Annotated in this window: 21 protein-coding genes; 14 read left to right on the forward strand and 7 right to left on the reverse strand. The window is 71.4% G+C overall.

Annotated features, from left to right (window positions below):
• Positions 1–40: 40 nt before the first annotated feature.
• From NOCJ54_RS25105 to katG, 3 genes are all read left to right on the forward strand, one after another.
• Positions 41–1,486 carry an APC family permease gene (locus NOCJ54_RS25105; RefSeq protein WP_051485717.1) on the forward strand — a complete coding sequence of 482 codons (1,446 nt, stop codon included), beginning with the start codon at positions 41–43 and terminating at the stop codon, positions 1,484–1,486.
• 1 nt (position 1,487) lies between these two features.
• A complete protein-coding gene (locus NOCJ54_RS0110605; protein ID WP_028655485.1) occupies positions 1,488–1,961 on the forward strand; it encodes a universal stress protein in 474 nt (157 codons plus the stop codon).
• A gap of 148 nt (positions 1,962–2,109) precedes the next feature.
• Entirely contained in the window at positions 2,110–4,422 is a 2,313-nt protein-coding gene (gene katG / locus NOCJ54_RS25110) for a catalase/peroxidase HPI (protein WP_051485718.1), read from the forward strand.
• 77 nt (positions 4,423–4,499) lie between these two features.
• Here the strand turns inward: katG and NOCJ54_RS0110615 are convergent, their stop codons facing one another.
• Positions 4,500–4,829: a hypothetical protein gene (locus NOCJ54_RS0110615; protein ID WP_028655486.1), complete on the reverse strand. Its 330-nt coding sequence runs from the start codon at positions 4,827–4,829 to the stop codon at positions 4,500–4,502.
• Between the two features lie 40 nt (positions 4,830–4,869).
• The gene (locus NOCJ54_RS25115; RefSeq protein WP_051485719.1) at positions 4,870–5,976 is read right to left on the reverse strand and encodes a glycosyltransferase family 4 protein; all 1,107 of its coding nucleotides are present in this window, start codon (positions 5,974–5,976) and stop codon (positions 4,870–4,872) included.
• A gap of 109 nt (positions 5,977–6,085) precedes the next feature.
• Here NOCJ54_RS25115 and NOCJ54_RS25120 point away from each other — a divergent pair, with 109 nt between their 5' ends.
• The 3 genes from NOCJ54_RS25120 to NOCJ54_RS0110635 all read left to right on the forward strand — a co-directional run bounded on the left by NOCJ54_RS25120 (position 6,086) and on the right by NOCJ54_RS0110635 (position 9,208).
• On the forward strand, positions 6,086–8,227 hold the full coding sequence (locus NOCJ54_RS25120) for an amylo-alpha-1,6-glucosidase (RefSeq protein ID WP_084255050.1): 2,142 nt from the start codon (positions 6,086–6,088) through the stop codon (positions 8,225–8,227).
• 62 nt (positions 8,228–8,289) lie between these two features.
• Complete coding sequence (locus NOCJ54_RS0110630) at positions 8,290–8,637, forward strand: MerR family transcriptional regulator (RefSeq protein ID WP_028655487.1); 348 nt, start codon at positions 8,290–8,292, stop codon at positions 8,635–8,637.
• A 130-nt stretch (positions 8,638–8,767) separates the two neighbouring features.
• Entirely contained in the window at positions 8,768–9,208 is a 441-nt protein-coding gene (locus tag NOCJ54_RS0110635) for a hypothetical protein (RefSeq protein WP_028655488.1), read from the forward strand.
• Positions 9,209–9,266: 58 nt separating this feature from the next.
• On the opposite strand, the gene NOCJ54_RS0110640 is transcribed toward NOCJ54_RS0110635, so the two are convergent.
• Both NOCJ54_RS0110640 and NOCJ54_RS0110645 read right to left on the reverse strand, forming a co-directional pair.
• Positions 9,267–9,815 (reverse strand): hypothetical protein, encoded by a 549-nt coding sequence (locus NOCJ54_RS0110640; RefSeq protein ID WP_157514869.1) that lies wholly within the window; start codon positions 9,813–9,815, stop codon positions 9,267–9,269.
• Positions 9,816–9,914: 99 nt separating this feature from the next.
• Entirely contained in the window at positions 9,915–10,376 is a 462-nt protein-coding gene (locus tag NOCJ54_RS0110645; RefSeq protein WP_028655490.1) for an Lrp/AsnC family transcriptional regulator, read from the reverse strand.
• Positions 10,377–10,521: 145 nt separating this feature from the next.
• Here NOCJ54_RS0110645 and NOCJ54_RS0110650 point away from each other — a divergent pair, with 145 nt between their 5' ends.
• From NOCJ54_RS0110650 to NOCJ54_RS0110665, 4 genes are read left to right on the forward strand one after another with little or no spacing between them, the layout of a single operon-like run.
• Positions 10,522–11,691, forward strand: coding sequence for a polyamine ABC transporter substrate-binding protein (locus NOCJ54_RS0110650; RefSeq protein WP_028655491.1), 1,170 nt, complete (start codon positions 10,522–10,524; stop codon positions 11,689–11,691).
• Positions 11,675–12,838: an ABC transporter ATP-binding protein gene (locus tag NOCJ54_RS0110655; RefSeq protein WP_051485721.1), complete on the forward strand. Its 1,164-nt coding sequence runs from the start codon at positions 11,675–11,677 to the stop codon at positions 12,836–12,838. The genes NOCJ54_RS0110650 and NOCJ54_RS0110655 overlap by 17 nt, the downstream gene beginning before the upstream one ends.
• Positions 12,838–13,686, forward strand: coding sequence for an ABC transporter permease (locus NOCJ54_RS0110660; RefSeq protein ID WP_036517519.1), 849 nt, complete (start codon positions 12,838–12,840; stop codon positions 13,684–13,686). Before NOCJ54_RS0110655 ends, NOCJ54_RS0110660 begins: the two co-directional genes overlap by 1 nt.
• A complete protein-coding gene (locus tag NOCJ54_RS0110665; RefSeq protein WP_232221746.1) occupies positions 13,683–14,498 on the forward strand; it encodes an ABC transporter permease in 816 nt (271 codons plus the stop codon). The genes NOCJ54_RS0110660 and NOCJ54_RS0110665 overlap by 4 nt, the downstream gene beginning before the upstream one ends.
• Positions 14,499–14,714: 216 nt before the next feature.
• Here the strand turns inward: NOCJ54_RS0110665 and NOCJ54_RS0110670 are convergent, their stop codons facing one another.
• The gene (locus NOCJ54_RS0110670) at positions 14,715–16,109 is read right to left on the reverse strand and encodes an aspartate aminotransferase family protein (RefSeq protein WP_028655495.1); all 1,395 of its coding nucleotides are present in this window, start codon (positions 16,107–16,109) and stop codon (positions 14,715–14,717) included.
• Positions 16,110–16,233: 124 nt separating this feature from the next.
• On the opposite strand from NOCJ54_RS0110670, the gene NOCJ54_RS0110675 reads away from it, so the two are divergent.
• The 4 genes from NOCJ54_RS0110675 to NOCJ54_RS0110690 all read left to right on the forward strand — a co-directional run bounded on the left by NOCJ54_RS0110675 (position 16,234) and on the right by NOCJ54_RS0110690 (position 21,169).
• The gene (locus tag NOCJ54_RS0110675; protein ID WP_028655496.1) at positions 16,234–17,673 is read left to right on the forward strand and encodes an aminobutyraldehyde dehydrogenase; all 1,440 of its coding nucleotides are present in this window, start codon (positions 16,234–16,236) and stop codon (positions 17,671–17,673) included.
• Positions 17,674–17,687: 14 nt separating this feature from the next.
• Positions 17,688–18,914 (forward strand): saccharopine dehydrogenase family protein, encoded by a 1,227-nt coding sequence (locus NOCJ54_RS0110680; protein ID WP_028655497.1) that lies wholly within the window; start codon positions 17,688–17,690, stop codon positions 18,912–18,914.
• Positions 18,911–20,287, forward strand: a complete 1,377-nt coding sequence (locus NOCJ54_RS0110685; protein ID WP_028655498.1) for an NAD(P)/FAD-dependent oxidoreductase — start codon at positions 18,911–18,913, stop codon at positions 20,285–20,287. Before NOCJ54_RS0110680 ends, NOCJ54_RS0110685 begins: the two co-directional genes overlap by 4 nt.
• Positions 20,288–20,500: 213 nt before the next feature.
• The gene (locus NOCJ54_RS0110690) at positions 20,501–21,169 is read left to right on the forward strand and encodes a lysophospholipid acyltransferase family protein (RefSeq protein ID WP_028655499.1); all 669 of its coding nucleotides are present in this window, start codon (positions 20,501–20,503) and stop codon (positions 21,167–21,169) included.
• A 21-nt stretch (positions 21,170–21,190) separates the two neighbouring features.
• On the opposite strand, the gene NOCJ54_RS0110695 is transcribed toward NOCJ54_RS0110690, so the two are convergent.
• Together NOCJ54_RS0110695 and wrbA are read right to left on the reverse strand one after the other, a co-directional pair.
• Positions 21,191–21,556 (reverse strand): YciI family protein, encoded by a 366-nt coding sequence (locus NOCJ54_RS0110695; protein WP_028655500.1) that lies wholly within the window; start codon positions 21,554–21,556, stop codon positions 21,191–21,193.
• 125 nt (positions 21,557–21,681) lie between these two features.
• Positions 21,682–22,278: an NAD(P)H:quinone oxidoreductase gene (wrbA, locus tag NOCJ54_RS0110700; protein WP_028655501.1), complete on the reverse strand. Its 597-nt coding sequence runs from the start codon at positions 22,276–22,278 to the stop codon at positions 21,682–21,684.
• Between the last annotated feature and the right edge of the window lie 50 nt (positions 22,279–22,328).

Here is a 22,328-nt window from a genome sequence, read left to right on the forward strand (position 1 = left end):
GAACCGGGGAGTCGCACATCCCCCAGCTCCGGAGGCTGACATGACGTCGTCCCAGACCGCGGACCGGTCGAGTCCCGACGCGGAGGTGGAGCTCACCCGGAGCATCACCGGCCGCCTGCTCTTCTTCTACGTGCTCGGGGACGTCCTCGGCTCGGGCATCTACGTCCTCATCGGGTCGGTCGCCGGGGAGGTCGGCGGTGCGTTCTGGATCGCCTTCGCCGTGGGCGTCTCGGTCGCCGCGATCACCGGGCTCGCGTACGCCGAGCTCGCGACGAAGTACCCCAAGGCAGCGGGGGCAGCGCTCTACCTCTACAAGGCGTTCGGGAACCGGCCGCTGGCATTCCTCGTGACGGTGTCCTTCCTGTCCGCCAGCTTCGCTGCGGCGGGGTCGCTCTCGGTCGGGTTCGCGCGCTACTTCCTCGAGCTGTGGGACGTCCCGCCCGCGCTCCTGGTGGCGCTGCTCTTCCTGCTGGTGCTGACGATCATCAACTTCATCGGCATCACCGAGTCGGTCGTGGTCAACATGGTGATGACCATCGTCGAGCTCTCCGGCCTCGTCATCGTGGTCGGGATCGGGATCTGGTTCGTCGCCCAGGGCGACGCCGACTTCGGCCGGATCACCGAGTTCGAGACCACGACGACCCCGATCTTCGCGATCATCGCGGGCGTCGCGCTCGCCTTCTTCGCCATGACCGGCTTCGAGAACGTCGCCAACGTCGCGGAGGAGACGGTCGACCCGCAGCGCTCGTTCCCGCGGGCCCTCATCGGCGGCATGGTCGCTGCGGGCGTCATCTACGTGCTGGTCGCGATCACCGCGTCCCTGGTCGTCGGCGCCAAGGACCTCGCCGCGTCCGACGCCGCCCTGCTGGAGGTCGTGAAGGCGGACATCATCCCGGTGCCGCTGGGCTTCATGACGACGCTGTTCGCGATCATCGCGTGCATCGCGATCACCAACACGACCCTGGTCGCGGTGGTCACCCAGCCACGCATCCTCTACGGCATGGCTCGCGAGGACGTCGTCCCCGGCGTGTTCGCGAAGCTGCACCCCGGCCGCCGCAGCCCGTGGGTCGGGCTGATCTTCTCCGCGCTCGTCGTCGCCGCCCTGCTGGTCATCGGCACGCTGGTGGTCGAGGCCGGCGGCGGCATCGACCTGATCGCGCGGCTGGCGACGGTCACCGTCGTGCTGCTGCTCTTCATCTACTTCCTCGTGATCCTCGCGGCGCTCAAGCTGTCCGGCCAGGACGTCACCGACCAGACCTTCCGCGCGCCGCGGCCGCTGCTCTACGTCGGCCTGATCGGCAACATCGTGCTGCTGGGGTACGTCGTCGTGGACGACCCGACGTCCGTGGTGTGGTGCGCGGGCCTGCTCGCCATCGGCGGGGTGCTGTTCCTCCTCGAGCACTTCTTCGGTCGCCGCAACCGTCCACCGACGGCCGCCCCGGGTGACCCGACGACCACCACGACCACCGGCGCGGAAGGAGCCTGACATGCACGTCCTCGTCACGACGGACGGCTCGCGCCAGTCCCTGCAGGCCGCCCGCACGTTCCTCGGCTTCGCCGACCCGACGAAGGTCACCGACGTGTCCGTGGTCGCCGTCGTCCGGCCGCTGTCCTCGGTCGCCTTCGCGGACGAGATCTCCGGCGCCTCCCCCGCCTCGTCCGGTCCCGAGCGCACCTTCCGCGCCGAGGCCGAGCGGGCCGTCGCCACGGTCGCCGCCGAGTTCGACGGCTGGGGCCCCAAGGTGCACCAGCGGATCCGCAGCGGCTCGCCGGCCAACGAGATCATCAAGGCGGCCCGCCAGCTCGGTGCCGGCCTGGTCGTCATCGCGGCGGGTGGTCGCGGGCTCAGCGAGTCGGTGCTGATGGGCAGCACGGCCCAGCGGGTCCAGCACTACGCGCCGTGCCCGGTGCTCGTCGTACGGCCGCAGCCGCGGGCGCGCAAGAAGGCGCCGAAGCGCTAGCCCGTTACATCCCGATCCCCGGGGTACCACGCTGCCGAGGCGGGCCTGGTCCTCGCGTGCTCCCTGCTGCCCGTTGCGCGGGTGCAGGGTGCAGGACGAGACTCCGGCTACGTGCACCAACCTCGAGACGAAGGACGGGAAGCGAACCATGACGTCGAGTGGCGACAACACACCCACGGACCCGCAGGGCTCGGAGCGCAAGGAGCAGGAGGGCTGCCCGGTCATGGGCGACTCGGCCCGCGCGAGCGGTAGCGAGAGCGAGAACCCGGCGATCCCGTCGCCGGAGCCGAAGGGGACGTCCCGGCCGCGGGGCAACCGCGACTGGTGGCCCAACCAGGTCGACTTGTCGGTGCTGCGCTCGAACCAGCCGGCGTCCGACCCGCTGCCGCCCGGCTTCGACTACGCCGCGGAGTTCGCCACGCTCGACGTCGAGGCCCTCAAGGCCGACGTGGTCGCCGTGCTGCGGGACTCCCAGGACTGGTGGCCGGCCGACTTCGGGCACTACGGCGGGCTGTTCATCCGGATGAGCTGGCACGCCGCCGGCACCTACCGCATCTACGACGGTCGCGGCGGCGCGAGCACCGGGCAGCAGCGCTTCGCCCCGCTCAACAGCTGGCCCGACAACGTCAGCCTCGACAAGGCGCGCCGGCTGCTGTGGCCGGTGAAGAAGAAGTACGGCCAGAAGGTCTCGTGGGCCGACCTGCTCGTGTTCGCAGGCAACGCGGCGCTGGAGGACATGGGCCTGCCGACGTTCGGGTTCGGGTTCGGCCGCCCCGACGTGTGGGAGTCGGAGGAGATCTTCTGGGGACCGGAGGACGCCTGGCTGGGCGACGAGCGCTACAGCGGAGAGCGCGACCTGGCCGAGCCGCTGGGCGCAGTCCAGATGGGCCTGATCTACGTCAACCCCGAGGGCCCCAACGGCAACCCGGACCCGCTCGCGTCGGCGCGCGACATCCGCGAGACCTTCCGCAGGATGGGCATGAACGACGAGGAGACGGTCGCCCTCATCGCCGGTGGCCACACCTTCGGCAAGACCCACGGCGCCGGTCCCGCCGACGCCGTCGGCCCCGAGCCCGAGGCGGCCCCGATCGAGAAGCAGGGCCTCGGCTGGGAGAACAGCCACGGCACGGGCAAGGGTGACGACACGATCACGTCGGGCCTCGAGGTCACCTGGACCTACCACCCGACGCGCTGGGACAACGAGTTCTTCCACATCCTCTTCAGCTACGACTGGGAGCTGATGGAGTCGCCGGCGGGCGCGAAGCAGTGGCGGCCGAAGAACGGCGCAGGCGCCGACCTGGTGCCGATGGCCCACGACCCGTCGAAGCACCGCGAGCCGCGGATGCTCACCTCGGACCTCGCCCTGCGCTTCGACCCGGAGTACGAGAAGATCTCGCGACGCTTCCACGAGCACCCCGAGGAGTTCACCGAGGCCTTCGCCAAGGCCTGGTACAAGCTGCTGCACCGCGACATGGGGCCGGTCGACCGCTACCTCGGACCGTGGGTGCCGGAGCCCCAGCCGTGGCAGGACCCGGTGCCGGCCGTCGACCACGAGCTGGTCGACGAGGCCGACGTCGAGACGCTCAAGGCGAAGGTGCTCGAGTCCGGGCTCGGCGTGCCCGAGCTGGTCCGCACGGCGTGGGCGTCGGCGTCCACCTACCGCAAGACCGACTACCGGGGCGGCGCGAACGGCGCCCGGGTCCGGCTGGCGCCGCAGAAGGACTGGGAGGTCAACGACCCGGAGGAGCTGCAGCGCGTCATCGGCGTGCTGGAGGGCATCCGCGACGAGTTCAACGCCGGCGGGTCCGGCAAGGCGGTCTCGCTGGCCGACCTGATCGTGCTGGCGGGCAACGCCGCGATCGAGAAGGCCGCGCGCGACGCCGGGGTCGAGGTCACCGCCCCCTTCCACCCGGGCCGCACCGACGCCAGCCAGGAGCTCACCGACGTCGAGTCCTTCTCCGTGCTCGAGCCGCGCGCCGACGCGTTCCGCAACTACGTCCGCCCGGGCGACAAGCTGGACCCGGAGGTGCTGATGGTGGAGCGGTCCTACCTGCTCGACCTGACGCCGCCGGAGATGACCGTCCTCGTCGGCGGGATGCGGGTGCTCGGCGCCAACCACGGCGGGACGCAGCACGGCGTGCTGACCGACCGCGTCGGCGTGCTGAGCAACGACTTCTTCGCCACGCTGCTCGACATGCGCACCGAGTGGCGCGTGTCGCGCGACCACGAGGGCGTCTACGAAGGTGTCGACCGTGCCAGCGGCGAGGTCGTGCACACCGCCACGGCGGTCGACCTCGTCTTCGGCCACAGCTCCGAGCTGCGTGCGCTCGCCGAGGTGTACGCCGCCGATGACGCCACGGAGCGCTTCGTCCACGCCTTCGTGGACGCCTGGACCAAGGTCATGGAGGCCGACCGGTTCGACCTCGACCGCTCCGGCGCCCGGGGTCGTCACGTGGCCTGAGCCGGCGGCCGGCCGCACCCGAGGGACGGCGCGACGTGCCCAGCGCGTCGCGCCGTCCTGCTGCCCGGCCGGACCGGCTAGGGGCCGTTGTCGATCACGCCGAGCGCTGCGGTCACCACCCGCGCGGCGACCACACCGGTCGTCCAGCCGATCAGCACCCCGGTGGCGGCGGCGGTGCCGAGGCCGGCCAGGGCCACGCCGATGCGGCGCGGCTCGGCAGCGAACCACCCGACCAGGCGCGCGGCGAGGACACAGGTCCGGGCGGTGGCGTGCCACAGCGCGGTCCCCACGGCGGCGAGGCCCCGGGCCAGCAGCGCCAGCAGCCGTCGCAGCCCGCCGGCGGGGTCGGCTCCCGACGAGCGCCGCGGGAGCTGGGGGATCCCGATCGGTTGCGTCGAGATCGTCATCGTTCCTCCTCTCAGACGTTCAGCAGGCCAGGTCTCCGGCTCAGGCGATCCGCGCGGTCGGCAGGTCGCGCAGGCCGCGGGTTCCGTCGACCAGGAGCTCGAAGACCCGCTCGTAGGAAGCTGCCATCACGGACAGGTCGAAGCGCTCGGCCGCGCTCCGGCGGCAGGCGACCGGCGACAGCGTGGTCGCACGCTCGAGGGCGCCGGCGAAGTCGGCCACGTGGTCGACGACCACGCCGGTGACGCCGTCCTCGATCACCTCCGGCACGCTCCCCCGGCCGATCGCGGCCACCGGCGTGCCGCACGCGAGGGCCTCGACCATCACCATGCCGAAGGGCTCGTCCCACTGGATCGGGAACGCGAGGCAGGCAGCGCGGGAGCACAGCTCGCGCTTGAGTGCCGCGTCGGCCTCCCCGACGTACTCCGCCGCGACGCCGTCGCGCTGGCCCAGCCGCGGACGCACCGCCTCCTCGAAGTAGGCCCGCTCCTCCGGCTCGTTGAGCTTGCCGGCGAGCACGATGCGGCGCCCGACGGCGCGGGCGGCGTCGATGGCGAGGTGGGCGCCCTTGTCGGCGCTGAACCGGCCGATCCACAGCACGTAGTCGTCCTTGCGCTCCACGTAGGGGAAGGACGCCACGTCGATGCCGTTGTGCACCACCCCGGCCCAGTTCAGCCGGGGGTTGAGCCGCTGCTGCGCCGCCGAGATCGCAACGACGTCGACGCTGGCGCCGAGGGCCTCGAAGTACTGCCCGTTCGGCCCGAGCGCGGGTCCGTGCAACGTCGTGACCGTCGGGACCGCGCGGGAGCGGGCCAGGAGCGGCCCGGCGAGGCTGTGGTCGTGGACCAGGTCGACGTCGAGCTCCGCGAGCGCACCAGCGGCGACCGCCGCAGCCTGCACCTCGGGCATCGGGGTGCCGAGCAGCGAGGACGGCGGGACGTCGTAGACCTGGACGAAGTGCTGGGCGCGGGTGCGGTGCCGGCCCGAGGCGACGAGGGTGACCTCGTGACCCCGCTCGACCAGCTGGTCCACGAGCCCGGCGACGACGACCTCGGTGCCGCCGTAGCCCCGGGGCGGGAGCTCGAACCACGGCGGAGCCACGACGGCGATCCGCAGGGCGGCCGGCTGGGGCGAGACGGTCAGCGACATCCAGTGAACTCCTCCCTTGCTGGCGTCCACGACGCAGGTTTGCTGTAGTTCCAGTTGGGCTAAAGTTACAACTCACGTTACAGATTCTCGGAAAGGGGTCAAGCAGGGAATGGAGACCGCCGCGCGCCCGACGCCGGACACCGCCACGACCACCGACCGCGCCGACCGGCACGACCGGGACGGGGAGGTCGCCGCCTCGAGCGCCGTCGTCGCCCGCGGCCGGGACGTGACGCTGGTCGAGGGATCCTCCTTCTGCGTGTCCGACCACGCCGGGGCGATCGACCCCGGCGGCGCGCACGGACTGTTCGTGCGCGACACCCGGGTCCTGTCGCGCTGGCAGCTGTACGTCGACAGGCACCCGGTCGAGCCGCTGACGGTCATCTCCGAGGAGCCGTTCAGCTGCCGCTTCCTGGGCCGTTGCACACCGCGCCCGGGCCAGGCCGACGCCACGCTGGTCAGCGAGGTCCGCCGCTTCGTCGGCCAGGGCATGCGCGAGGACATCACCTTGCACAACCACGGCCCGGAGGCTGCCGGCGTCGAGGTCCTGCTCCAGGTGGAGGCGGACTTCGCCGACCTCTTCGAGGTCAAGGACCGCCGCCCGGGGGGCCGGCGCGGGGTGGGCCGACGCGCCGTCGGCACCGACCTGGTCTGCTGGGTCGAGAACACCCCCGAGCAGCGCGGGGTGCGGATCTCGGCGCCCGGCGCCCAGATCACCGCGGAGGGCATCTCCTTCCGGGCGGTCGTGCCGCCGCACGGACGCTGGACGACGACGGTGGAGGTGCTGCCGAGCGTCTCCGGCCAGGAGCTCGCCGCCGCCTTCCCGACCGACCGGCCGCTGGAGTCCGCCGCACCCGCCCGGCGGATGCAGGGGTGGACGGCCGCGGCACCGACCATCGAGGTGGGTCACGCGGGGCTCGCAGCGGCGCTGGCGATGAGCCGGCGCGACCTGGGTGCGCTGCGCATCGTCGACGCCGACCACCCCGGGGACGACGTGGTCGCCGCCGGGGCACCGTGGTTCATGGCGCTGTTCGGACGCGACTCGCTGCTGACCAGCGCGATGTTGCTGCCCTACATGCCCGAGCTCGCGCTCGGCACCTTGCGCACGCTCGCCCGGCTGCAGGGACGCCGCGAGGACGCGATGACCGAGGAGCAGCCCGGCAAGATCCTGCACGAGGTCCGGCTCGGCGCCGACCTGTCCCTCGCGCTCGGCGGCGACAGCGTCTACTACGGCTCCATCGACTCCACCCCGCTGTTCGCGGTGCTCGTCGGCAGCGCCCTGCGGTGGGGCGTCCCCGTGGAGCAGCTGCGCGAGCTGGTCCCCGCTGTCGACCGCGGCCTGCGGTGGGTGGACACCTACGGCGACCGCGACGGGGACGGCTTCGTGGAGTACCAGCGCTCGACCGATCGCGGGCTGGTCAACCAGGGCTGGAAGGACAGCTTCGACGCCATCGCATTCCCCGACGGGCGCGCCGCCCGGCCTCCGATCGCGCTGGCCGAGGTGCAGGGCTACGTGTACGCCGCCCTCCTCGCCCGTGCCGACCTCGCCGACGCGCTCGGCGCCGACGGCGCACCGTGGCGGGACCGGGCAGCCGCACTGCGCCAGCGCTTCCACGACGCGTTCTGGCTTCCCGACCGCGGCTTCCACGCCATGGCCCTGGACGGTGACAAGCGACCGGTCGAGGTGCTCTCCTCGAACATCGGCCACTGCCTGTGGACCGGGATCGTCGAGGAGTCCGTCGCCGGGCAGATGATCGACCACCTGCTCTCTCCGGAGATGTTCACCGGGTTCGGGATCCGCACCCTCGGCACGGAGGCGGCGTCGTACAACCCGGTGAGCTACCACAACGGCTCGGTGTGGCCGCACGACACGGTCCTCGCGGCCGCCGGCATCGCGCGCTACGGCTACCGCGAGCAGGCCGAGCGGGTGCTCTCCGGCCTGTTGGACGCAGTCGGGGCGTTCGGCGGCCGGCTGCCGGAGCTCTTCTGCGGCTTCGACCGCACCGAGCTGCCCGTGCCGGTCCCCTACCCGACGTCCTGCTCGCCGCAGGCATGGGCCGCCGGGGTGCCCTACGAGCTGCTGCGCATCGCGGTCGGGCTGGATGCGGACGTGCCGCGCGGGAGGCTGTCCGCCGAGCCGGCCATGGGCCTGGTCGGATCGGTGCGTATCGACGGGCTGAGACTGGGCAACCGAACAGTGTCGGTCCACGCCGACGCGGCGCAGTCGCGCCTGACGGGGTGGACGCAGGGCTAGGATCCGGACCCGACCGCCCGGGACCGGGCGCGAGGATCAAGGGACGAGGAGCAGGGGGTGTGATGGCGGGCAGCAGCGACAAGGGCAGCGCGACCGACCCGTCCTCCCCCCTCGACGACGGGTCCGCGCCCTTCTTCACGATCGGCCAGGTGGCCCAGATCCTCGGCCTGCAGCCGGCCGCCCTGCGCCGGCTCGACGAGCAGGACATCGTCAGTCCCAGCCGCTCCGACGGCGGTCAGCGTCGTTACAGCCGCGACGAGGTCGAGCGCCTCCGTGAGGTCGTGGAGCTGACGGAGAGCGGCATCACCCTGCCGGGCGTGCGCGAGGTGCTCGCCCTGCGCCAGCGCGTCAGCGACCTCGAGGACGAGCTCGACGAGCTGCGCGGCCGGGGCCACGACGTCGAGGACTGATCGCCGGACCCTCCCCGACCGGGAACTCCCCCGAGCAACAAGGGCGATCCACGTCGTCCCGGTGCGTTGAGCGGGCGCGATCGGGTACCTCCGGGTCGAACCCGTCGTACCCCAGTGAGAGGACCCTGCCGTGCTCGGCACCCCGCACCTCAGCACCGTCAAGAAGATCGCCTCCAGCGCGGTCGGGCTCCCCCTGTCCGCGGCCCGGACGACCATCGGGGCAGCCGTCGGTGCGGCCCACGAGGCGGCCCGCGCCGTGCGCCCCGGGAAGCACGAGGGCGCCCGCCCCACCCCTTCCGCGCCGCGCGAGGCGACCGCCGACCAGGGCGGCCCGGCCGGGACGTCAGGCGCGGTCGAGCCCGAGGAGCCCGAGGTCGACATCGACCCGGAGACGCCGGTGAACGTCGTCGACGAGCTCGGCCTCGACCCGGCACCGGTGGACCGCTCCGGCGAACCGAAGCCGGTCACCGGCATCGACGCCGCGGCGGACCCGGATCACGTCGACGCGACGCCTGCGGACGTCGCCGACATCGTCGGCGAGACCGACGACACCCCGCCGCCGACCTCCTAGCCCGTCGGCCCCAAGGCACACGGCGCTCCCCTCCCCTGCGCATCACGCATCGCAGTGGTCAGGGGCGCGTCGTGATCGGTGCGAGGAGGCACTCGACGAGGTCGGGGATGTCCGTGCACCGCCCGTCCGGCGTCGGGCTGGGCGTCGGCGGGTCGGACGGCCTCGGGGTCGGCTTGCGCGTCGGCTTCGGTGTCGGCTTCGGTGTCGGCTTCGACTTCGGCGTGGACGAGCTGGAGGTCGGCTTCGTCCCGGGCGTCCGGGTGTCGGGCCCAGGTGCTGGCAGGTCGGCACCGGCGTCCACGACCGGAGCACCCTCGACGGTGCCCGGCGTCGGCAGGTCGGTCGCGCCCGGGCTCGTGGTCTCCGATGCCGCGTCGCCGCTGGCAGCCCCGGACGGCGTCGAGCGGGGCTCTTCCGACAGCTCCTCCTCGACGAGGGGGTCAGCCGACGTGCTGGCGGCGGGCGCGGGTTCGCGCGCCTGGTCCGCGCCGTCGTCGGTGCCGACCACCAGGCCGACCGTCCAGGCACCCGCCACGAAGGTGAGCACCCCCGCGGCGCCGCCGCGCATCAACCAGACCCTGCCCATGCCCCACGTCACCAGCCCCATGTCGGATGCGGCGATCGTAGGGGGTGCGGACGTCCGCGCGCACCTGTGGCACCGAGGGGTGGGCAGGACCCGTGAGGTCCCGGTCGCCCGGGCGTCCGCTCAGCGCACGCCCCACGCGTAGGTCTGCTTGCGCAGCCGCAGGTAGACGAGGGTCTCCGTCGACAGCACGCCCGGGATCTTCCGGATCCCGGCGGAGATGATCTGCAGCAGGTGCTCGTCGCTCTCGCACACCACCTCGGCGAGCAGGTCGAACGTGCCCGCCGTGATCACGACGTAGTCCACCTCGTCCAGCTCGGCCAGGGCGTCCGCGATCGGCTCCAGCTCACCGGTGGCGCGGATGCCGATCATCGCCTGCCGGGCGAACCCCATCTCCAGCGGGTCGGTGACCGCCACGACCTGCATCACGCCGCTGTCGACCAGTCGCTGCACCCGTTGCCGCACGGCCGCCTCCGAGAGCCCGACCGCCTTGCCGATGGCGGCGTACGAGCGGCGCCCGTCCTCCTGCAGCTCGGCGATGATCGCCTTGGAGACGTCGTCCAGCGGGGCCTTCGGCTTGGTCACCTCCGAATCCTCACAGGTGGGGACGGCGATACGCAACGCGCACGTTCGGATTCCGTTGCGTTCTCATGAACTGACCACGGAATCGCTTGTCACCTCCACGTCGGCGTGCCACGATGCGCAGACCCACACCCGAGGAGGTGAGCCATTGGCAGGCTCGTCCGGACTCAGTCGCAGGGCTGTCCTGCGCGGCGGGGCGGGGGTCGCGCTCGGCGCGGCCAGCCTCGGCGTGCTCCCCCTGTTCGGGACCCCCGACCGCAAGCAGGATCCCGCCACCTGCACGACGCGCGACCTGTCGGACTCGGAGCGCCGGCTGGTCGTGTCCAACTGGCCCGGCTACATGGACGAGGACGACGACGGCTACGTGTCGACCCTCACCGAGTTCCAGCGGCGCACCGGGATCGACGTCAGCTACACCGCCGACATCAACGACAACCTCGAGTTCTTCGCCAAGGTCGTCAACCAGCTCGGCGCGTGCGAGAGCTCCAAGCGCGACCTGTTCATGCTGACCGACTGGATGGCGGCCCGGATGATCCAGGTCGGCTGGATCCAGCCGCTGGACCCCGCGAAGGTCCCGAACCTGCACGAGAACCTCATCGACTCCCTCCGGGGTGTGGGCTGGGACCCGGACCGCACCTACTCGGCGCCGTGGCAGAGCGGCCTCACCGGCATCGCCTACAACAAGGCGAAGGTCAAGGAGGTGCGCTCCTTCGAGGAGCTGCTGTCGCGCCCGGACCTCAAGGGCCGGGTCACCCTGCTCACCGAGATGCGCGACACGATGGGCCTGACCCTCCTCGCCCAGGGCGACGATCCCGAGGAGTTCACCGAGGACCAGTGGTCCAACGCGATCGACCGCATCCGCAAGGCGCGTGCCGACGGGCAGATCCGGGCGTTCACCGGCAACGACTACATCCAGGACCTCGCAGCCGGCAACGTGCTCGCGTGCGAGGCGTGGTCGGGCGACGTCGCCGCGGCCGAGGACGAGAACCTCGTCTTCGTCGCGCCGGAGGAGGGCCAGATGATCTGGTCGGACAACATGCTGGTGCCCAACCTCTCGACCCACCAGGCCCATGCCGAGGAGTGGATCAACTACTACTACGAACCCGAGGTGGCGGCGAAGCTGGCTGCCTGGGTCTGGTACATCTGCCCGGTCAAGGGTGCCCAGGAGGCGATGGAGAAGGTCGACCCGAGCCTCGTCGACAACCCGCTGATCTTCCCGACGGCCGAGTCGCTGGCCACGACCCACGCGTTCATGGCACTCGAGGAGTTCCAGGTCCGCGCCTACGAGAAGGACTACGCCGATGTCACTGGCGGCTGACCGCACCGACACCACCGCCCGTCCCGCCGAAGGTCCGCGGGACCTGCGGCTGGCTGCGCTGACGAAGGAGTTCGCGACGTTCACCGCCGTACGCTCCCTCGACCTCACCGTGCCGGCCGGCACCTTCTTCGCCCTGCTCGGACCGTCGGGCTGCGGCAAGACGACCACGCTGCGCATGGTCGCGGGCCTGGAGACGCCGACCTCGGGGACGATCCACCTCGGCGACCGCGACATCACGTGGGAGAAGCCGTACCGGCGGCCCGTCAACACGGTCTTCCAGAACTACGCGCTCTTCCCCCACCTCGACATCCACGAGAACGTCGCCTTCGGCCTGCGGCGCCGTGGCGTCAAGGACGTCGACCAGCAGGTGCAGGAGATGCTGGAGCTGGTCGAGCTCGAGAGCCAGGCCCGCAAGAAGCCGCCGCAGATGTCCGGCGGCCAGCAGCAGCGGGTCGCACTGGCCCGGGCGCTGATCAACCGTCCCGAGGTGTTGCTCCTCGACGAGCCGCTCGGCGCCCTCGACCTCAAGCTGCGCCGGTCGATGCAGATCGAGATCAAGCGCATCCAGGAAGAGGTCGGCCTCACCTTCGTGCACGTCACGCACGACCAGGAGGAGGCGATGACCATGGCCGACACGATCGCCGTCATGAACGGCGGCGTGATCGAGCAGATGGGCTCGCCGACCGAGCTCTACGAGAACCCGCAGACCACCTTCGTCGCCAACTTCCTCGGTCAGTCCAACCTCATTGCGGGGACCGTGGCCAGCGCGGAGGGGGACGTCGTACGCGTCGACATGCACGGCACCCAGGTCTCGATCCCGGTCGACCGCGCGCACACCCGGACCGGCGCCGGGTGGGTGGGCATCCGGCCGGAGAAGGTGCTGGTCGCCCCGGCCGGCGAGCCGATCGACGCCCCCGGCAACCACATGACCGGCGGCGTGGTGACCGACGTCAGCTTCGTCGGCGTCAGCACGCAGTACCTCGTGCGGATGCCATGGGGGCAGGAGCTGATGGCGTTCGAGCAGAACACCGGTCGTCGCAAGATCCTGCGCCACGGCGCCGAGGTCGACGTGTCGTGGCGCCCCGAGTTCGCGTTCCTGCTGCCCGCCGACCAGGACGTCCGGGCCGGCGCGTTCGAGGAGGACTGATGCGTCGCGGCCGCTTCACGGGCTACTGGCTGATGCTGCCAGCGGCCCTGTGGCTCGGCGTCTTCTTCGTCATCCCGTTCTACTCGCTGCTGGCGACCAGCCTCTACGACCCCGAGGGGTCGGTGCTGACGGGCTACGACGTCACCTGGCACGTCGCGAACTTCGCCGACGCGCTGCGCGAGCACGCGGACGAGCTGTGGCGATCGCTGTGGTACGCCGGCGTCGCGACCGTGATCTGCGCCGTGCTGGGCTACGTGCTGGCCTACGCGATCGCGTTCAAGGCGGGCCGCTGGCGCAACGTGATGCTGGTGCTGGTCATCGCGCCGTTCTTCACCAGCTTCCTGGTGCGCACGCTGTCGTGGAAGCTGATCCTCGCCGACGACGGGTTCGTGGTCGACTTCCTCCAGACGCTGCACCTCATGGGCGAGGACGACCGGCTGCTGGCCACGCCGGTCGCGGTGATCGCGGGCCTGGTCTACAACTTCCTGCCGTTCATGGTGCTCCCCCTCTACGCCAGCCTGGAGAAGATCGACGTACGCCTCATCGAGGCAGCGGGCGACCTCTACGCCTCGCCGGCGCGGGGCTTCTGGAAGGTGACGCTGCCGCTGTCGATGCCCGGCCTGGTCGCCGGCACCCTGCTGACCTTCATCCCCTCCGCGGGCGACTACATCAACGCCCAGCTCCTCGGCAGCACCAACCAGCGGATGGTCGGCAACGTGATCCAGGACCTCTTCACCAACACCGGCGACTACGCCACCGCCGGCGCGCTGTCGGTGACGCTGATGGTGATCATCGTGGCGATGGTCGTGCTCTACATCCGCAAGGCGGGGACGGAGGAGCTGCTGTGAACGTCCTGCACCGCGTCGGTCGGTGGATCGGCGAGCACCTCGTCCTGGCGGCCGGCGTGCTCGTGCTGGTCTACATGTTCGTGCCGATCGCCGTCGTGATGCTGATGAGCTTCAACGACAACAGCAAGTCGCGCAACGTCTACGCCTTCCGCGACTTCACCTGGCACAACTGGGCGAACGTGTGCCAGCCGGACGGGATGTGCGAGGCGGTGCTGCGCAGCGTCGTCATCGGGTTGTCCGCCACCCTGGTCGCCACGATCCTCGGCACGCTCGCCGCGTTCGCGCTGGTGCGGCACCGCTTCCTGGGCCGCTCGTCGATGAACACGATCATCTTCTTGCCGATGGCCTCGCCGGAGATCGTGATGGGCTCCTCGCTGCTGGCCCTCTTCGTCTCCGCCGGCTTCGGCGGCCGGCTCGGCATGGTCACGATCTTCATCGCGCACGTGATGTTCTGCCTGTCGTTCGTCATCGTGACGGTCAAGGCGAGGCTCGCCGGCCTCGACGGCAACCTCGAGGAAGCGGCGATGGACCTCTACGCCAGCGAGTCCACGACCTTCTGGCGGGTGACCTTCCCGCTGGTCTTCCCCGGTATCGCCGCCGCGGCCCTGCTGAGCTTCTCGCTGTCCTTCGACGACTTCATCATCACCAACCTCAACGCCGGCCAGACCGTGACCTTCCCGATGTACGTCTGGGGAGTGGCCCAGCGCGGCATCCCGATGCAGGTGAACGTGATCGGCACGATCATGTTCCTCGTCGCCCTGGCCATCGTCGTCGGCAACATGCTCGCCACCCGCCGCAAGCAACCCGCCTGACCGGCCCGGGCCAGCCGGCCACCGCCCGCTCGTGTGCCGCGCACGGCGTACGCAACGCGCCCCAAGCGACCACTGGACCCGGCACACGTGACCACTCGACCCGCCACAAGTGACGTCTCGACGAGCCGGCCAACGAGAACCGGGCCGGTGTCGCGCGCTCTCCCACTCAGCTCTGCGCGACGCCGACCCGGTCCCGGTCCCCGGTTCGTTGGTGCCCTACAGGAGGGCGACCGCCTCGGTCAGCACCGAGCGGAGCTTCTCCTCGATCTCGTCGAAGTGCGCCTGGTCGCAGACCAGCGGCGGAGAGAGCTGGATGACCGGGTCGCCCCGGTCGTCGGCGCGGCAGTAGAGGCCCGCGTCGAAGAGGGCCTTCGAGAGGAAGCCGCGCAGCAGGCGCTCGGACTCGGCCTCGTCGAAGGACTCCTTGGTGCTCTTGTCCTTGACGAGCTCGATGCCGTAGAAGTACCCGTCCCCGCGGACGTCGCCGACGATCGGCAGGTCCAGGAGCTTCTCGAGGGTGCCGCGGAAGGCGCCCTCGCGCTCGCGGACTCCCTCGAGCACCTTCTCGTCCTCGAAGACCTCGAAGTTCTTCAGTGCCACGGCGGTGGACACGGGGTGTCCACCGAAGGTGTAGCCGTGCAGGAAGGTCTCGGTGCCGTGGGCGAAGGGCTCGTAGAGGCGGTCGCTGACGATCATCGCGCCGAGCGGCGCGTAGCCGGAGGTGATGCCCTTGGCCGAGGTGATGATGTCGGGCTGGTAGCCGTAGCGCTCGGCGCCGAACATGTGGCCGAGCCGGCCGTAGGCGCAGATGACCTCGTCGGAGACGAGCAGGACGTCGTACTCGTCGCAGATCTCGCGGACCCGCTGGAAGTAGCCCGGCGGCGGCGGGAAGCAGCCGCCGGCGTTCTGCACCGGCTCGAGGAAGACGGCGGCGACGGTGTCGGGGCCCTCGGCCTCGATCGCGACGGCGACCTGGTCGGCGGCCCAGCGGCCGAAGGTCTCGGGGTCGACGGTGCCGTCCGCACCGGCGAGGAACGACGGCGCGCGGTAGATGTTGGTGTTCGGGACGCGGAAGGTCGACGGGACCAGGGGCTCGAACTGCTGCTTGAGGCCGGGCAGGCCGGTGATCGACAGGGCCCCGGCGGTGGTGCCGTGGTAGGCGATCGCGCGGCTGATCACCTTGTGCTTCATCGGCTTGCCGACGAGCTTGAAGTAGTTCTTCGCCAGCTTCCACGCCGACTCGACGGCCTCGCCGCCGCCGGAGGTGAAGAAGACGCGGTTGAGGTCGCCGGGCGCGTAGCCGGCGATCTTCTCGGCGAGCTCGATCGCGGTCGGGTGCGCGTAGGACCAGAGCGGGAAGAAGGCGAGCTCGGCGGCCTGCTTCGCGGCAGCCTCGGCGAGGTCGGTGCGGCCGTGGCCGAGCTGGCTGACGAAGAGCCCGCCGAGGGCGTCGAGGTACTTGCGGCCGCGGCTGTCCCAGACGTAGGCACCCTCACCCCGCACGATCACGGGAACGTCGGCGGTGTCGTAGGACGACATGCGGGTGAAGTGCATCCACAGGTGGTCCCGGGCGGACTGTTGCAGGGCGCCGTGCGCGGCATCGTCGTACACGGCGCCATCCTCCCTCGCGTTCGCGATATCGGCAAGTGATTTCGTCGCTGTTACACGACTTCGCAACGGATTTCGTCGCGAAGGCGCTTCCCTGCGTGCGAGATGCTGGCTAGGCTCCCCGGGCATGACGACCCTCCGCAATGTCATCGACGGGGCCTCGGTCGACGCCGCGTCGGGCGCCACGTACGACGTCGTGAACCCTGCGACCGGGCAGGCCTACGCCACCGCCCCGGCGAGCGGCGCCGAGGACGTGGACCGCGCGATGCAGGCGGCCGCGAGGGCCTTCGACACCTGGGGCGACACCACCCCGAAGGAGCGGCAGGAGGCGTTGCTGCGGATGGCCCAGGCGCTGGAGGACCGCGCCGACGAGTTCGTCCGCGTCGAGTGCGAGAACACCGGCAAGCCGATCGGCCTGACCGCCGAGGAGGAGCTGCCGCCCAGCGTCGACGAGCTGCGCTTCTTCGCCGGCGCCGCGCGCGTCCTCGAGGCAAGCAGCGCAGGCGAGTACCTCAAGGACCACACCTCGTGGATCCGCCGCGAGCCGATCGGCGTGGTGGCGCAGGTGACGCCGTGGAACTACCCGCTGATGATGGCGATCTGGAAGATCGCGCCGGCGCTCTCGGCCGGCAACACCGTCGTGCTCAAGCCCAGCGACACCACCCCGGCCAGCACCGTGCTGCTCGCGGAGCTCGCCAACGAGTTCCTGCCGCCAGGGGTGCTCAACGTGGTCTGCGGCGACCGCGACACCGGCCGCAGGCTGATCGAGCACCCGGTCCCGCAGATGGTCGCCATCACGGGCTCGGTCCGCGCCGGCATGGAGGTGGCCGGGTCTGCCGCGACCGACCTGAAGCGGGTCCACCTCGAGCTCGGCGGCAAGGCTCCGGTGGTCGTGTTCGACGACGCCGACGTCGCGGCCGCCGCCGAGGCGATCGCCACCGCCGGCTACTTCAACGCCGGCCAGGACTGCACCGCCGCCACCCGGGTGCTGGCCGCCGAGGGCGTGCACGACGACCTCGTCGCCGCGCTCGCCGAGCAGGCGCGCAGCACCCGCACCGGCATGCCCGACGACCCCGACGTCCTCTACGGCGCGCTCAACAACCCCGACCAGCTCGCGCGAGTCAGCGGCATGGTCGAGAACCTGCCCGACCACGCCCGGATCGAGGCCGGCGGCACCCGCCCGACGGTCGCCGGCGGCGAGGGCGGCTACTTCTACGACCCGACCGTGGTCTCCAACCTGCGCCAGGACGACGACGCGATCCAGCAGGAGATCTTCGGCCCGGTCATCACGGTGCAGAGGTTCTCCGACGAGGCCGAGGCGCTCCGGTTCGCCAACGGCGTGCAGTACGGCCTGTCCTCCAGCGTGTGGACGCGGGACCACGCCCGCGCGCTGCGGATGTCGCGCAAGCTCGACTTCGGCGTGGTGTGGATCAACACCCACATCCCGTTCGTCTCGGAGATGCCGCACGGCGGGTTCAAGCACTCCGGCTACGGCAAGGACCTGTCGGTGTACAGCCTCGAGGACTACACGCGCATCAAGCACGTGATGTCGCACATCGGCGAGTGAGGACCGGCGCGACGATGCGGATCCTGCTGGTCGGTGCCGGTGGCGTGGGGGGCGCCCTCACCGCGATCGCTGCGCGCCGCGACTTCTTCGATCTCCTCGTCGTCGCCGACCACGACCCGGTCCGGGCCGAGCGGGCCGCCGCGACCGACCCGCGGTACGTCGCCGCCCAGGTCGACGCCTCGTCGGCCGAGGCAGTCACGGCGCTGTGCCGCGAGCACGGGATCACGCACGTGATGAATGCCGTCGACCCGGTGTTCAACATGTCGATCTTCGAGGGCGCGTTCGCCGCCGGCGCCGACTACCTCGACATGGCGATGTCGCTGTCGCAGCCGCACCCCGAGGCGCCGTACGAGCGGTGCGGGGTGAAGCTGGGCGACGAGCAGTTCGCCGTCGCGGACCGGTGGGAGCAGGCCGGGCGCCTCGCCCTGGTCGGGATCGGCGTCGAGCCGGGGTTGTCCGACGTGTTCGCCCGCTACGCCGCGGACCACCTCTTCGCCGAGATCGACGAGCTGGCCACCCGCGACGGTGCGAACCTCGTCGTCACCGACGACGACGGCAACGAGGTCTTCGCACCGTCGTTCTCGATGTGGACCACGATCGAGGAGTGCCTGAACCCGCCGGTGGTGTGGGAGAAGGAGCGCGGCTGGTTCACCACTGCCCCGTTCAGCGAGCCGGAGGTCTTCGACTTCCCCGAGGGCATCGGGCCGGTCGAGTGCGTCAACGTCGAGCACGAGGAGGTCCTCCTCATGCCGCGCTGGGTGGACTGCCGGCGAGCGACGTTCAAGTACGGCCTCGGCGAGGAGATGATCACCATCCTCGAGGTGCTGCACACCCTGGGGCTCGACCGCACGGACAAGGTGCGGGTCAAGGGCGTCGAGGTCTCGCCGCGCGACGTGGTCGCCGCCGTGCTGCCCGACCCGGCGACGATCGGCCCGCGGATGACCGGCAAGACCTGCGCGGGCCTGTGGGTGACCGGCACCGGGAAGGACGCCGACGGCAACCCGACCGGCCCGCGGTCGACGTACCTCTACCACGTGGTCGACAACGAGTGGTCGATGCAGGAGTACGGCCACCAGTGCGTGGTCTGGCAGACCGCGGTCAACCCCGTGATCGCGCTGGAGCTGCTGGCGACCGGCGTGTGGAAGGGCGCCGGCGTGCTCGGCCCGGAAGCGTTCGACGCCGTGCCCTTCCTCGACCTGCTGACGGCGTACGGCGCGCCGTGGGGGCAGCGCGAGCAGTGACGACCACCCCGGAGCGCGCCCACGCGCTCGCCGACGCCGCCGAGCCGCGGGTGCTCTGGCTCGACACCCCCGACCGGCCGCCCGCTCGACCGCCCGTGGGGGCGACCGCGGCCGACCTGGTCGTCGTCGGCGGCGGGTTCACCGGCCTGTGGACCGCGCTGCTCGCGAAGGAGCGCGACCCGGACCGGTCCGTGGTGCTGCTCGAGCGCGACCGGGTCGCCGAGCACGCGACCGGACGCAACGGCGGCTTCTGCGAGGCCAGCCTCACCCACGGCGAGGCGAACGGCCGCGACCGCTGGCCCGGGGAGTACGACGAGCTCGACCGGCTCGGGCTGCAGAACCTCGACGAGATCGAGGAGACGGTCCGCCGCCACGGCATCGACTGCGGCTTCGCCCGCACCGGCCAGCTGTCGGTCGCCACCCGCCCGCACGAAGTCGACCTGCTCGAGCCCGGCACCCCGGGCTTCCTCGACGCCGCCGCCGTCCGCGCGCTGGTCGACTCCCCCACCTACCTCGCCGGCCGGCTCGACGCCGACGGTTGCGCGATGGTCGACCCGGCCCGGATGGCGTGGGGCCTGGCCGGGGCCGCGGAGTCGCTCGGGGTGCGCATCGCCGAGGGCACCCCGGTCACCGCCGTACGACGGAACGGCACCCGGATGGAGGTGCACACGCCGCACGGGGTGGTCGACGCGGGGCACGTCGTGCTGGCCACGAACGTGTTCACCTCGCTGCTGCGCAAGGCCCGGCGCCGAGTCGTCCCCGTCTACGACCACGTGCTTGCCACCGAGCCCCTGACGGCCTCCCAGCTGGCGTCGATCGGCTGGGAGCAGCGCTGCGGGGTCGCCGACTCCGGCAACCTCTTCCACTACTACCGGCTCACCGACGACGACCGCATCCTGTGGGGCGGCTACGACGCGGTCTACCACTTCGGGCGAGGCATCGCCCCCCACCACGAGCAGCGCCCGGCGACCCACCGGGTGCTGGCCGAGCACTTCCACGAGACCTTCCCGCAGCTGGCCGACGTCGCGTTCACGCACCGCTGGGGCGGCGTCATCGACACCTGCACCCGCTTCTGCGCCTTCTTCGGCACGGCGAGGCGCGGCCGCCTCGCCTATGCCGCTGGGTTCACCGGCCTCGGCGTCGGGGCCTCCCGGTTCGCCGCGAACGTCATGCTCGACCTGCTGGCCGGCGAGGAGACCGAGCGCACCCGGCTGGCGATGGTGCGCGAGCAGCCGCTGCCGTTCCCGCCCGAGCCGTTCGCCTGGACCGGCATCCAGCTGACCCGGTGGGCGTCCGCGCGGGCGGACGAGACCGGGCGGCGGAACCTGTGGCTGCGGACGCTGGACCGGGTGGGGTTGGGGTTCGACTCGTAGGGGTGGGTCGGGGGTGGGGCCTCGTGGGGTTTCACCACCTAGGTGGTGAATCTCCGTGACTGGGCACAAGAAACCCGGACCTGGCACACGTTTCTCCCGGCGTGTCGCCGGGGTTTCACCACCCAGGTGGTGAAACCCCACCCGCCGCACGCCCCCCGTCCACCGAAACCCACCCGTCACGCCCCCGCCATCGACGCGGCCTAGGCTGGCGGCGTGCTGTACGAGGTCCTCCACTCCGTCGTCCCGCCACTGGCACGAGCCGTGTGGCGGCCGAGCGTCGAGGGCATCGACAACGTGCCGCTGACGGGGCCGGTGCTGCTCGCGAGCAACCACCTCAGCTTCGCCGACAGCGTCGTCATCCCGATCGTGGCGCCGCGCAAGGTGGTGTTCCTGGCGAAGGCGGAGTACTTCACGGGCAGCGGCCTCAAGGGGCAGCTGAGCAAGGCGTGGTTCGAGGGCCTCGGCATGGTGCCGGTCGACCGCAACGACACCCGTGCGGCGCTCAACTCGCTCGACGTCGCGCTCGAGGTGCTGGGGCGCGGGGACGCGTTCGGGATCTACCCCGAGGGCACCCGCTCGCGCGACGGCCGGCTCTACCGCGGCCGGACCGGTGTGGCGCAGCTGGCGCTGACCGCCGGCGTGCCGGTGGTTCCGGTCGGGCTGCTCGGCACCGACCAGCTCCAGCCGGTCGACGCCCGGCTGCCGCGGCTGGCGAAGGTGACCGTGCGCTTCGGGAAGCCGATCGACTTCACCGGGCGCTTCGAGGGGGTAGCGCCGGGCAGGGCGCGGCGGGAGGCGACCGACGAGATCATGGCCGCCATCCACGCGCTGACCGGCCAGGAGCTGGCGGGCGCCTACAACGACCGGCCCGCCGACGCCTGACCCCGCCGCCACGGGCGGGCGTCAGCCCAGCCCGTCGAACGGGCGGACCTCGACCTTCCCGCGGCACGCCTTCGACGCCTCGGCCGCCAGCCGGATCGCGACGTCGAGGTCGGGGGCGTCGATGACCCAGAAGCCGGCCATCGCCTCCTTGGTCTCCAGGTAGGGACCGTCCGTCACGACGGGCGAGTCACCCTGGCCGTCGACCACGGTGGCGTTGCTGGCCGCCTGGAGGCCACCGGCGAACACCCAGTGGCCGTCGGCCTTGAGCTGGTCGTTGAACGCGCCGGTGTCGGCGAACGACTGCTCCATCTCCTCCTTCGACCCGTAACCGGAGAACTCGTCGTGGTACTCGGTCGGGCCGATCACGGACATCAGGTAGTGCGTCATTGCTGGACTCTCCTCCGTCGTGGCGGTGCCGATCACCGCCCTCACCCCACCACGAAGGGCACCACGCGGGTACGACAACACGCCAGAGGAAATCTCCGGCGGGCCCGTCCCGGTCCCCGGAGGCCTCAGTCGAGCTCGAGGCCCTCCGCGACGCGCAGCACCCGGTTGACCAGGTGGTCGAGCGCGGCGTTGTCGGTGTCCGTGAGCGTCTCCTGCCCACCCGTGACCACGCCGACGCCGTACGGGTTGCCGTCCTGGAACTTCACCTCGTCGGTGTAGCCCGGCGGCACGATGATCCCGCCGAAGTGGCAGAAGGTCGTGAGCATGGCCAGGATCGTCGACTCCTGGCCGCCGTGCGGCGTGGAGCTGGACGTGAACGCGGCATAGACCTTGTCCGCGAGCTTGCCCTCCTGCCACACCGGGCCGAGGGTGTCGATGAACGCCTGCAGCTGGCTGGTCACGTGGCCGTAGCGGGTGCCGGAGCCCATGATCACCGCGTCGGCCCAGACCAGGTCGTCGGGCTCGGCCACGGGCATGTCCGCGACCGAGCGGGCGTGCTCGGCCCAGGCGTCGACGCTCTCGACGACCTCCGGTGGCGCGGTCTCGCGCACCCGGCGCAGGCGGACCTCGGCGCCGGCCTTCTCGGCCGTCTCCGCGATGCGCGAGGCCATCGCGTGGGCTGTGCCGTAGCTGGAGTAGTGGACGATCGTGAGGTTGACCATGCCCTGAGCGCTAGCCGATCCCGGCCGTCCCATACGGGGGCGCGGCCGGC

The sequence above is a fragment of the Nocardioides sp. J54 genome, from assembly GCF_000519005.1.
Lineage (GTDB): Bacteria > Actinomycetota > Actinomycetes > Propionibacteriales > Nocardioidaceae > Nocardioides.